12 protein-coding genes are annotated in these 11,806 nt (G+C 35.5%); 4 read left to right on the top strand and 8 right to left on the bottom strand.

The window, feature by feature from the left end; all coding sequences use genetic code 11:
• Nucleotides 1–2: 2 nt before the first annotated feature.
• From ACQVD9_RS05990 to tdeA, 4 genes are all read left to right on the top strand, one after another.
• Nucleotides 3–245 (top strand): hypothetical protein, encoded by a 243-nt coding sequence (locus ACQVD9_RS05990; RefSeq protein WP_264745165.1) that lies wholly within the window; start codon nt 3–5, stop codon nt 243–245.
• A gap of 279 nt (nt 246–524) precedes the next feature.
• The gene (locus tag ACQVD9_RS05985; protein WP_264745164.1) at nt 525–1,697 is read left to right on the top strand and encodes an efflux RND transporter periplasmic adaptor subunit; all 1,173 of its coding nucleotides are present in this window, start codon (nt 525–527) and stop codon (nt 1,695–1,697) included.
• Between the two features lie 14 nt (nt 1,698–1,711).
• Nucleotides 1,712–3,652, top strand: coding sequence for a MacB family efflux pump subunit (locus ACQVD9_RS05980; RefSeq protein ID WP_264745163.1), 1,941 nt, complete (start codon nt 1,712–1,714; stop codon nt 3,650–3,652).
• Nucleotides 3,653–3,663: 11 nt separating this feature from the next.
• Entirely contained in the window at nt 3,664–5,031 is a 1,368-nt protein-coding gene (gene tdeA / locus ACQVD9_RS05975; RefSeq protein WP_264745162.1) for a toxin/drug exporter TdeA, read from the top strand.
• 55 nt (nt 5,032–5,086) lie between these two features.
• Here the strand turns inward: tdeA and ACQVD9_RS05970 are convergent, their stop codons facing one another.
• From ACQVD9_RS05970 to ACQVD9_RS05935, 8 genes are read right to left on the bottom strand one after another with little or no spacing between them, the layout of a single operon-like run.
• Entirely contained in the window at nt 5,087–6,565 is a 1,479-nt protein-coding gene (locus tag ACQVD9_RS05970; protein ID WP_264745161.1) for a cobyric acid synthase, read from the bottom strand.
• Nucleotides 6,566–6,569: 4 nt separating this feature from the next.
• Entirely contained in the window at nt 6,570–7,121 is a 552-nt protein-coding gene (cobC, locus tag ACQVD9_RS05965; RefSeq protein ID WP_264745160.1) for an alpha-ribazole phosphatase, read from the bottom strand.
• A complete protein-coding gene (gene cobS, locus ACQVD9_RS05960; protein WP_264745159.1) occupies nt 7,118–7,876 on the bottom strand; it encodes an adenosylcobinamide-GDP ribazoletransferase in 759 nt (252 codons plus the stop codon). Before cobS ends, cobC begins: the two co-directional genes overlap by 4 nt.
• On the bottom strand, nt 7,870–8,913 hold the full coding sequence (cobT, locus tag ACQVD9_RS05955; protein WP_264745158.1) for a nicotinate-nucleotide--dimethylbenzimidazole phosphoribosyltransferase: 1,044 nt from the start codon (nt 8,911–8,913) through the stop codon (nt 7,870–7,872). Before cobT ends, cobS begins: the two co-directional genes overlap by 7 nt.
• Before the next feature lie 2 nt (nt 8,914–8,915).
• Nucleotides 8,916–9,428 carry a bifunctional adenosylcobinamide kinase/adenosylcobinamide-phosphate guanylyltransferase gene (gene cobU, locus ACQVD9_RS05950; RefSeq protein ID WP_264745157.1) on the bottom strand — a complete coding sequence of 171 codons (513 nt, stop codon included), beginning with the start codon at nt 9,426–9,428 and terminating at the stop codon, nt 8,916–8,918.
• Nucleotides 9,428–10,447, bottom strand: a complete 1,020-nt coding sequence (locus tag ACQVD9_RS05945) for an aminotransferase class I/II-fold pyridoxal phosphate-dependent enzyme (protein ID WP_264745156.1) — start codon at nt 10,445–10,447, stop codon at nt 9,428–9,430. The genes cobU and ACQVD9_RS05945 overlap by 1 nt, the downstream gene beginning before the upstream one ends.
• A gap of 2 nt (nt 10,448–10,449) precedes the next feature.
• A complete protein-coding gene (locus tag ACQVD9_RS05940; RefSeq protein ID WP_264745155.1) occupies nt 10,450–11,004 on the bottom strand; it encodes a GNAT family N-acetyltransferase in 555 nt (184 codons plus the stop codon).
• A complete protein-coding gene (locus tag ACQVD9_RS05935; RefSeq protein ID WP_264745154.1) occupies nt 10,998–11,801 on the bottom strand; it encodes an ATP-binding cassette domain-containing protein in 804 nt (267 codons plus the stop codon). The genes ACQVD9_RS05940 and ACQVD9_RS05935 overlap by 7 nt, the downstream gene beginning before the upstream one ends.
• Nucleotides 11,802–11,806: the final 5 nt, after the last annotated feature.

Raw genomic sequence — 11,806 nt, 5'->3', positions numbered from 1 at the left:
AGATGAAAAAAATTATTTTGGCAGGCACTGTTGCCTTATTTGCAGTTATGGCAGTTCCAGCACAAGCAGAACTAGCTGATCAACCTTGGGTTTTAACAGGCACTTCACTTGTTAAAACAGGCTTTTTACAATACATAAAAGCTTGCCATTGGAAAAGAAGTGAATATGTAAATGGTATTTATCAAGCTCAAATGACCACTACATACACCTCTAAATTCAGTGGTTGTCCAGCGCCTATGAATTGATATTCAACTATATCAATCTTTCATTGGTGAGAGTTATCTTTGCGGTATTGTTTAAGGATAAGAAGTATTGGCAATAAGGATAACTCTTTGGTATTATTAAAAATATCTATTATTAACTAACTCATAAATAAATTTAGTTATCACTCAATAACAGGCTGTAGACAATCAGCCCAAAATTTTATCTTTATAAGATAGAATCGCATAATTATCTAAAATTACAATTGATATAAACGAATGCCAATATATAATTCAATGTAAAAATAGATATAAGGAACTGGAATGAAGAAGGGAATAAAAATAGTCGTTTCTCTCCTAATATTGTTGGGCTTAATTTATTGGTGTTATTCTGCATTTTTTTCTACTTCTGATGAAGTTAGCTACATTACAGAACCTGTTCGTGTGGGCACTATTAAAAGAACTGTTAATACCTCTGGCGAAGTTGGGGCTGTCCAGTTAGTAACAGTAGGTGCTCAAGTTTCAGGCCAAATAACAAAGCTATATGTAAAACTAGGTCAAAAAGTTAAAAAAGGCGATAAAATTGCGGATATTGACTCTATTACACAAATCAACGAATTAAATATTAATAAAGCCAGATTAGAAACCTACAAAGCACAATTAGTATCCAGAGAAATAGCGTTAAGAGTCGCTCAAAAAAAATATACTCGAGAAAAAAACTTAAAAAAACATAATGCCACTTCAGATGAAAATCTTGAATCCGCAGAAGATGCCTTAGCATCAGCTCGAGCAAGTGTAACAGAGATGAAGTCGCAAATTGTGCAAGCACAAATAGAAGTTAATAATGCTGAAACTAATTTGGGATATACCAAAATTATAGCACCATTAGATGGAACTATTGTTTCAACCCCTATCGAAGAAGGTCAAACAGTTAACTCCAATCAAACAACACCAACTATTGTAAAAATAGCTGATTTATCCAAAATGGAAATCAAAATGCAGATTTCTGAAGGAGATATAACAAAAATACAACCAAATATGGAGGTTAGTTATACCATTCTTTCAGAACCTAATACTGTTTATCAAGGAAAACTGAATCGCATAGATCCTGGCTTAATATCCCTCACCAAAGGCGACTATAACGGTTCTACAGAAGCAAACACAGCTGTTTACTATTATGCTAATGTGATTGTACCTAACGAAGCAAATAAATTACGTATAGGCATGACTACTCAAAATACGATTACGATTGCCAGTGCAGAAGATGTTTTACTAGTTCCCAAAGTAGCATTAAAGGGACAAGGTGATAATACTTATGTTGATGTGTTAGAAGCTGATGGAATCACTGTAAGCACTAAAAAGGTAACTATAGGATTATCCGATAATATAAATGCACAAGTACTATCTGGCTTACAAGGAGGTGAGCAAGTCATTACCATGCAAATGACCTCAGCAGAAATGCATAACAAAGTCATGTCTAGTGTACAACGCATGTAGTTGAGATTATATAAATGGCTATGATTGAAGTTACTAATCTCAATAAATATTTTGGTGAGGGTAATAATAGAACTCACGTTCTGAAAGATATAAACCTTGCCATTGAGGCTGGAGAGTTTATAGCTATTGTTGGGCAATCTGGTTCAGGTAAAACAACTTTGATGAATACACTAGGTTGTCTTGATACGCCCTCCTCTGGCTCCTATAAAATAGATAATATTGAAACCAGTAGCATGACGTCTAATGAGTTAGCTCAAGTTCGTGGAGAAAAATTTGGTTTTATCTTTCAACGTTATAACCTATTAGCTAATTTATCGGCATTAGATAATGTTGCATTACCAGCTATTTATTTAGGTGTCGATCATACAGAACGTACTAATAAAGCAACAAAATTATTAAATGATTTAAACCTACCCGATAAATTAAAAAATAAACCTAATGAACTATCAGGTGGGCAACAACAAAGAGTAAGTATTGCGCGCGCATTAATGAATGGTGGTGAAATTATCTTAGCCGACGAACCTACTGGAGCACTAGACTCACACAGTGGTGAAATGGTTATGGATATTTTAAAAGAGCTGCATCAGCAACAACATACCATTATATTAGTAACTCATGATCAACAGATTGCAAGTTATGCTCATCGTATTATAGAAATAAAAGATGGTGAGATTATTGCAGATACTCGCAAGCAAAATCAGCCTAACACGCCTATTGAAGCAAAAAAGCAGCCTATAAAATACAACCCTTTTGTTTTTTATAAAGACCAGTTATTTGAGTCTTTTAAAATGTCTATTCAAGCAATTGTGGCACACAAACTTCGCTCTATACTAACAATGCTAGGAATTATTATCGGCATAGCTTCCGTAGTCACTGTTGTTGCATTGGGTAGAGGTTCGCAACAAAAAATTCTATCTGATATTAACTCATTAGGCACAGATACTATCACTATTTATGCGGGTAGTGGCGCTGGTGATATGTACTCAGGAAGGGTGACTACTTTAACCGATGATGATGCTAAAGAACTGGCAAAATTAAGTTATATTGATGGCGCAAGCCCTACTATTACCTCATCAGGCACTTTGGTTTTTAACAATATTTCGGTCAATAGTCAGGTTACAGGTGTTAACGAACAATATTTTTATATTAAAGGCCAACAGATTGCTGAAGGTAGATTTTTTAATTTAGAGGATGTGGTTAATAATAATTCGGTTGTTGTTATCGATCATAACACCCAGCAAAGACTTTTTCCTTCATCTTCTGCTATAGGAAAAGTTGTTCTATTTAATAAACAACCTTTCGAAGTGGTTGGCGTTACTGTACCTAACAGTGGTTTTATGGCTAGCAGTAATAATCTAGAACTATGGATGCCTTACACAACTACCATGAGTAAAATCGCAGGTAGCAGCAATATATCTTCCATTATTGTGAAAGTTAAAGAGAATATTAATACCCAAATTGCTGATAGCGGTATTACTAAATTTCTAACTATTAAACATGAAAAAACAGATTTTTACACCGCGAATATGGATGCGATTAAACAAACCATAGAAAGTACCACCGATACCATGACACTATTAATATCTTGTATTGCCTTAATTTCTTTGATTGTAGGAGGTATAGGTGTAATGAATATTATGTTGGTGTCGGTAACCGAAAGAACCAAAGAAATTGGTATACGCATGGCTATTGGTGCAAGAGAACACAGTATTTTAGAACAATTTCTAATTGAGGCTATATTAATTTGCTTAATTGGCGGTATATTAGGCATTGGCCTTTCTTATTTAATTGGTGTTATTTTTAGTCTATTATTTAGTGATTTTCCGCTCGTTTTTTCAATCGAGTCTATTATACTAGCATTGTGTTGCTCAACGGCTATCGGTATTATTTTTGGATTTATGCCGGCTCGTAATGCCTCCAAACTTAATCCAATTGTTGCTCTTTCAAGGGAATGAAGAAAACGATAATGAATAAATGCACCGTTACACTAATTACATGTGTTTTTATACTGCTTGTTGTAGGTTGTACATCTACCAAAAATCCTGATGAGCAATTAAAAGAACGTGTTCAGTTAACAGAGGATATTCTTAAGCGTTATAAAATCGATGATCATTGGTGGAAGGTTTACAATGATCAACAGCTTAATCGGCTTATTGAATTAGCCATGAGCAATAATATTGATTTAGCAAAACGGGCTATTGATATTAATAGAGCTTTATACCAAGCCAATCTAATTGGAGAAGATTTAGTACCTACTTTTTCTGCTGGAACAGATGGTTCCATCCAAAAAAGCCTTAAAACAGGCGATGCATCAACACGCTCTTTCTCTGGAAAAATTAATGTTAGCTATGAAGTAGATTTATGGCAAAAAATTGCTAATACTGTTTCTGCACAACAATGGGAATATGCAGCCACTATTCAAGATCGAGAAACCACTCGCTTAGCTTTAATAAATAACGTGGTAGATGCTTATTACCACCTTCTATATTTACATCAAGCGATTACTATCACTGAACAAAATATAGAAAACTATCAACAAATTAGTCAGCTAGTTTCATATAAATACCAATATGGCAGAGTGTCCTCATTAGATCCTGCACAGGCTAAACAAGCGATTTTAAATGCTAGAAATAGCCTTATTGATTTACAAAACCAATTAAAGACCACCGAACAAACATTACGTGATTTACTGAATTTAAAACCAACAGAATCCTTATTAATTAATTATCCTGATCTATTAACATTACAACTACCTAAAGTAGATTTAAATGTTCCTCTTTCAGTGATCGCTAACAGACCAGACCTACGCGCTGCTGAATACCGCTTACAGAAAGCTGCACTCGATTTAAAAGCCACTGAAAAAAGTTGGTATCCAACTATAACCTTAGGTGCTGCTGTTAATAGCTCATCTGATAAAGCACGAACTACTTTTGACTTACCAATGGCAGCAGGTAATGTCAGTATTGATCTTCCTTTTTTAGACTGGAATAGAATACGCTGGCGTGTAAAAATTTCTAAAGAAGATTATGAAGGTATAAGACTTGACCTAGAAAAAGCTATTACCACAGCCTTAAATGAAATTAGTACCTACTATTATAATTACTCAAATGCTCAAGCATCATTAGCCAATTTACAAGATAAATATAATTATGATGTAGAGATCACACAGTATTATGATATTAGATATCAACAAGGTGCAGGTGAACTTAAAGATTGGCTAGATGCACTCAATACAGAAACCAATACTAAAATATCTTTACTGTCTAATCGCTATCAACTTATTCAATATGAAAATCAGATTTATAAAGCAATAGCGGGAAGATATATAGAATAATATTGTTTATATTTTTCTTAACGGTATCCAAAACCAATTTTAAAAAGTATAAAAATTATTTCTCCATCAACTGATAAACCAAATCAACATTTACATGCTGGCGGATATGGTCGGCTAATTTATCGTATTGTTGGTCTTTAAAGGCGGTATAGTCAAACGGTTGTTCTGTTAGCTTATCAGCATAAGGCTCTAGTAAATAATCAATAACCTCTGCATTATCTAAAATACCGTGAATATAAGTACCAAAGCATTTATTATTCAATAGATAACCATCGGTTGTATTATCCGTTAAGTGATTGACAGGTGATGTGGGATTATCATCCATTGGGGTGGTAATTCCCATATGGATTTCATAACCATCACAAAGGCTAGCAGATTGTTGAAAGTTAAATTTAACTTGCCGTGTTACTTTTTCACCTAGCATCTTGGTAGATACGGGTAATAATCCTAAACCTGGTAATCGTTCAATAGAACCTTCCACATGGTCAGGGTCACAAATCTCCTGCCCCATCATTTGGAAACCACCACAAATACCTACTACCGTAGCGCCAGCTCGATGGGCTTTTAAAATACTTTGTGCTACTCCATTACGACGTAACTCATATAAATCATCTAAGGTGCTTTTACTACCAGGCAATAAAATAATATCTGCTTTGGCAATTTCATCTACATTACTACTGTAATATAAATGAACTCTTGGGTCTCGCTCTAAACGATTAAAATCGGTAAAGTTAGACATATGCCTTAATAGTACCACTACCACATTAACCTTACCATGGGATGCTTGAATTTGCTTAGTATGTAGTGCAACAGAATCTTCTTCTTCAATATGAATATCTTTATAGTAAGGCACTACACCCACCACAGGAATACCACATAAATCTTCGAGTATTTTAATACCCGATTCAAACAGTCGAATATCACCACGAAATTTATTAATTAATATACCTTTTACGTATTTTCGTTCTTCTTCTGTAAGTAGCATAATAGAACCATAAACGCTGGCAAATACACCACCACGATCAATATCTGCTACCAAGATGACACTGGCTTTAGCGTGAATAGCCATTGGCATATTAACTAGATCAACTTCCCTTAAATTGATCTCCGAAATACTACCTGCACCCTCCATTACTACAGGATTATAGCTGCTTGCTAAACGATCAAAAGCCGCATTTACCTCTGCTCTCAACTCCTCCCTGCCTTCTGTTCGGAAATATTGATAAGCATTTTGATTACCTATGGGCTTACCATTTAATACTACTTGGCAAGTATGATCTGATGAAGGCTTGAGCAATAATGGATTCATATCGGTATGACAAGCCACCCCTGCCGCTTCCGCCTGTACTGCTTGCGCTCTGCCTATTTCTAAGCCCTCTTCCGTAGCATAGGAATTATTAGCCATATTCTGTGCTTTAAAAGGTGCTGGAGTATAACCATCCTGTTTAAAGATACGACAAAATCCTGCGGTAATAATACTTTTCCCAACATCACTACCTGTACCAACAAACATAAGGGGTGAAAGCTTTTGCATAATGTTAGCCTTTATTCAAATTGCAGTTAGGAAAAATAGTTAATGGCGTAATAGAACCATAGCTAGGCGCATTATTAAACATATTTTCTATGGTTGTCACCCCTGCATAAACACGGGCACAGTTAATAATACCACCATGAGTAAAGATGGCTGCTTTTTCGATTGTCGTTGGTAAAGTATTAATAAACTCAATAAAGCGCTTATATAAATCTTGGAATGATTCGCCATTGGTGGTGGCAGTATTTATCCAATCATTATAAAAGTTTTGTAAATTAGGGTCTTGAATATCATCCCACTTTTGCATTTCCCAATCACCAAAATTAAGTTCTTTTAAACGATGATCCGTAATAGCATTAGTAAAACCACAATAATTAGCTAACTTGGTACAGCGACTTAATGGGCTAGTAAAAACATGATCAAACTTAATCTGTTTAATCTGCTCAAATACTACGGTAGCTTCATCGTTAAAACTATCCTTTAAACCCACATCACTCCAGCCATAGCAAATACCTTGCGGCACATCTACCGCTGTATGACGAATAAAATAGAGCTTCATACTAATCCTACTAACGCAACAAATGACAAGTAAAAAGACAACTCTGTCATTAAAAATAAAGCCCCTGCACAATCGCCTGTATAACCTTGTATTTTACTTTGCATAAAAGCAGTTAATAGAAAAAATACTGCAATAGGTAAAAGTATTGATAGGTAGTAAACGGGTGAAACAATGCCAAAGATTATTAATAATGGCACTAAAGCAAAGCTGATTGAATATAAAAAATACTTAGTTTTAATATCATCATAAACAACTTTTACTTTACTGGTTTCAGCGGTACGAGCATAGCTTAAACGGACGGTAATAAAAGAAGATAATCCTTTACAAAATGGATCAGCTACTAAGATAGCTAAACAAGCCAAATACACAGGTAAAGCACTTAATAAAGTGAATAATAAAAGAAAATAAACAATTAAACCCAATACACCATAACAACCTATATGGCTATCTTTCATAATAGCCAAGATACGCTCTTTAGAAATTCCACCACCAAAGCCATCAAAAAAATCAGCTAAGCCATCTTCATGTAGTGCACCTGTTAATAATAACCTACTGGCTATCGCTAGCATAACAGCTACTGCTATAGGGAATAATAGACTACTTAAATACAGTACCATAGCCATTACCGAGGCAGTTAACCAACCCGCCATTGACCAATAATAGATAATATTTTTAAAGTACTCGTCAGGAATCATCCGATTCCTAAAAAAAGGTAGTCGCGTAAAAAAAATAATAACGGCAATAAATGCTAACATTTGGTAATCGGAGTAACTTCCGCCTTTGCAAAAGATTTCATTTCATTCATCATTCGCACTGCTGATTCAACCAATGGAAAGGCACATACTGCACCTGTTCCCTCACCTAATCTAAACTGTAACTGCAACAATGATTGCACACCCATATAATCTAATAGCAGTTTATGACCTGTTTCTTCACCCTGATGACCAAAAATCGCATAATCAATAATATGAGGATAAAACTTAGCAGCCATTAAAACACAGTTGGTCATAATAAAACCATCTATCAAAATAACCATCCCTAACTCGGCAGCTCTTAGCATAGCACCTACGGTCATCACCATTTCATAGCCACCAAAATAACGCATAATATCTAGGGTAGAACCATCCCCCCGATAGTTATCCACTGCTTGTTGCAATACTTGATATTTACGCAATGTACCCTCAGAAGCCCAACCTGACCCAGCTCCTACACATTGTTTTAAATCGATACCTGTTAAATAGCTCATCCAGATAGAAGATGGAGAGGTATTAGCAATGCCTAATTCACCAAAAGAAATAATATTACAACCTGCTTGATGACATTGCTCAACTAACTCCACTCCAGTGTTAATAGCCTGCTCCATTTGCTGTTCGGTCATGGCTGCTTGATAAAGAAAATTAGCGGTACCTTTACTAATTTTACGATCAATTACCCCTGTATCTGCCTCAAAATCGTAGTCAACACCTGCATCAACTACTAATAACTTAAATCCATGTTGTCGTACAAAAATATTGATACCACCACCACCCTCAACAAAATTAAGGGCTTGTTGCCATGTAATGGCTTTTGGCGAAGGGCTAACCCCTGATTCAGCTATGCCATGATCCGCAGCAAATAAAATATGGTGAGGGTTAGTTAATTTCGGTGATAAACTTTGTTGAATAGTGCCTACTTGTGCAGCTATTTTTTCTAATATGCCTAACGAACCCTTCGGCTTAGCTAGGTTATCAATCTTATCTTGTAATAAGGAGCAAATCGCTTCATCTGGTTTATTAATCACAAAACTTCTCATCACTACCCCTTAATTTTCATCGGTATGCCTGCCACTGTGAAATAAACTTCATCAGCCTGCTGCGCAATATATTGATTTAACCAGCCTAATAAATCGGTAAACTTTCTTTGTAAGGTATTTTCTGGTGTGCCACCTAAACCAATTTCATTGGTCACAAAAATAAACTGTGCATTTTGTTGTGTAAATAAAGCAAACTCTTGCTTTAGCTCTATTAACGCCTGTTCAATAGCACTGTCTAAATCAAAAAAATAATTAGTGGCCCATAAAGTAACGCAATCTACCAACACCACTTTATTAGTCACATCATGCTGTGATAATTTTTTTTCTTCCTCAATATTTGTCCATTGATCACCACGTGCTAATTGATGTCTTTCAATACGTTGCCGATACTCCTCGTCCCAAATACGAGAAGTAGCTATATAAATAGGATTCGCGCTTAACGATAACGCTAACTTTTCAGCAAAACTACTTTTGCCTGATCGCTGTCCACCTGTTACTAAGGTTATTTTTTTCATCACTCTTGCTCTGTTAGCCATTCACTAATGGCAGCTACTAGCAAATTATTTTGCGCTACACTCTGACTAGCCACCCTAAAATAATGTTTATCTAAACCAACAAAATTAGCCGCATCACGAATTAATAAATGATGTTTATTAGCTAAATAGTTTTTTAACTCTGCAGCACTTTTACCATTTAATAATTTCACTAAAAAGTAATGGGTTTGAGTAGGTAAAACCTGTAATTGTTTAAAGGCTGCTAGGGCTTGCTGTAATTGTTTGGTTTGTTGCAGTAGGACTAATAAATCAACCTGTAACTCATTAGCATGTTGCAATAAATAGTTGCCTGCCACAATTGCTAAACTATTAACCGACCAAGGCATCCGAAAATAATTAATGCGCGCGAGCAAATCACTATTAGCCACCAAATAACCTAAGCGTAAACCCGGAATAGCAAACTGTTTAGTCATTGAATGCAACACTATCACATTAGGGTATTGAATCACTTTATCAATTGCCAATAATGCATCTATAGCAAACGCTGCATAGGATTGATCAACTACAAAATAAGTGGTTGGATACTGCTTAAATAAAGTAAGTAATTGCTGCTCCGAATAAACTTCACCCGTTGGATTGTTAGGACTACATAACCAACATAATTCTGTTTGCGGTGCAATATCATGCAGATCAAAAACATGTTGTAGTTGATGTTGATGTATCTCACAAGCATCCGCATACTCACTAAATACAGGCGATACAATGGTTGTTTTACTACCGCGAAATGCTTGCGCAATCAGATAAATCGCTTCTGTTGCACCATTGGTAACGGAGATACAAGCTGCTGCAATATTAGTTTGCGCTGCTAATAACTCTCTCACAGAAACCGCATCAGGTTCAGGATAACCATGAATAACATCAATATGCTGTGTTAAGTATTGTTCTAACCCTGATAAATCTGTTTGGTGATAAACATTAGAACTAAAATTAGCTATAATTTTTGGATATTGATAACCATCATCACCATGCCCATTAATCATTTTTAGTTATCTCTACTGTTTATACTAGGCTGATACTCTCGTCTTAATAAGCTATAAATAGCTAAATCCGTGAAAACACCATCAACCAATAATTCTCCATCTCGTTCAATACCCTCTAAGGAGAAACCTAATCTTTCTGGAATGCTACGACTTTTGCTATTAGCTACTGCTACCTTTATTTGTACTCTATTTAGCGCTAATGTGGTAAATGCCATATCAAGTAAAGCAGCTACGGCAGCAGTCATTATGCCCCGCCCTTGCGCCTTTTCAGATAACCAATAACCAATTTCTATTTTGTGATTTAGAGTATCGTTATCTTTAAAACCAACTAAACCGATTAATTGGTCTTGTTCATAAATAGTAAACTGTGGCGTATTTTCTAAACCTAAAACACCTTCAATATATTCTTTAATGGTTTGTTCTTCTTGTGAAGCGTCTACAAAAGGTAACCACTGCCGTAAATAACTACGCTCATTATTAATAACCTGAAAGATATTACTACTATCCTCTAAAGATAATGGCTTTAACACAATATGCTGATTAATAATGGTTAGCATAATTTATCCTGACTATTAAAAAATTCCTGCTCATTGCGATACAACGGTAAACCTTTCTCTAAATGTAACCTAACTAACCAAGGTTGTACCAAGCCTGCTTGCTTGATTAAATCACTTTCTAGAAATACTTGCTGAGTTGCGCCCTGTGTTAATAAACGTCCTTGATTCAGCACATAAACCTCATCACAGACTTGATAAATCAAATCAATATCATGGCTAGAAATAACTACTTGTTTCCCTTCTGCTACTACCCTTTGCAGAATTTCAATAATATGTTGTCGCCCCATCGGGTCTAAGCCTGCGGTAGGTTCATCCAACAAAATACAAGGGGCATCTAGTACTAATGCGCCTGCAATAGCCACCCGTTTTTTCTGTCCAAAACTTAAATACTGAATAGGTTGATCTGCAAAATGTTGCGCATCTACTAACGCCAAAGCGTTATTAACTCGCCTAGTGATTTCATCTTCAGTTACCCCTAAATTACGTAAACTAAAAGCAATATCACTGCGTATATCGGTATAAAAAATTTGCTGATCTGGGTCTTGAAAAACAATGGATACGTTTTGTCGTAATTGATATAAATCTTGCTTTTTATAACTGATGGGTTTGCCATTCCAGCACACTTCACCAGCATTAGGTTTTAAAATACCTAGCAAAATCATAAATAAGGTAGACTTACCTGAACCATTGGCACCAATTAGCCCTGTTACCTTACCCGATGATAAACTTAAGCTAATATCCTCTAATGCCCAGTCACCTTGCTCATATTTAAAACTAACGTTGTTTGTTGATAACATATACT

The organism is Entomomonas sp. E7T21, assembly GCF_058693955.1.
This window is presented reverse-complemented; position numbering and strand designations above follow the sequence as displayed.

Excerpts from the sequence above, each read along its gene's own strand:
- cobC (WP_264745160.1), bottom strand. The coding sequence starts at position 7,121 with ATGAAGCTCTATTTTATTCGTCATACAGCGGTAGATGTGCCGCAAGGT.
- ACQVD9_RS05990 (WP_264745165.1), top strand. The coding sequence starts at position 3 with ATGAAAAAAATTATTTTGGCAGGCACTGTTGCCTTATTTGCAGTTATG.
- ACQVD9_RS05985 (WP_264745164.1), top strand. The coding sequence starts at position 525 with ATGAAGAAGGGAATAAAAATAGTCGTTTCTCTCCTAATATTGTTGGGC.
- ACQVD9_RS05970 (WP_264745161.1), bottom strand. The coding sequence starts at position 6,565 with ATGCAAAAGCTTTCACCCCTTATGTTTGTTGGTACAGGTAGTGATGTT.
- cobS (WP_264745159.1), bottom strand. The coding sequence starts at position 7,876 with ATGTTAGCATTTATTGCCGTTATTATTTTTTTTACGCGACTACCTTTT.
- cobU (WP_264745157.1), bottom strand. The coding sequence starts at position 9,428 with ATGAAAAAAATAACCTTAGTAACAGGTGGACAGCGATCAGGCAAAAGT.
- ACQVD9_RS05935 (WP_264745154.1), bottom strand. The coding sequence starts at position 11,801 with ATGTTATCAACAAACAACGTTAGTTTTAAATATGAGCAAGGTGACTGG.
- tdeA (WP_264745162.1), top strand. The coding sequence starts at position 3,664 with ATGAATAAATGCACCGTTACACTAATTACATGTGTTTTTATACTGCTT.
- ACQVD9_RS05945 (WP_264745156.1), bottom strand. The coding sequence starts at position 10,447 with ATGATTAATGGGCATGGTGATGATGGTTATCAATATCCAAAAATTATA.
- ACQVD9_RS05980 (WP_264745163.1), top strand. The coding sequence starts at position 1,712 with ATGGCTATGATTGAAGTTACTAATCTCAATAAATATTTTGGTGAGGGT.
- ACQVD9_RS05940 (WP_264745155.1), bottom strand. The coding sequence starts at position 11,004 with ATGCTAACCATTATTAATCAGCATATTGTGTTAAAGCCATTATCTTTA.
- cobT (WP_264745158.1), bottom strand. The coding sequence starts at position 8,913 with ATGAGAAGTTTTGTGATTAATAAACCAGATGAAGCGATTTGCTCCTTA.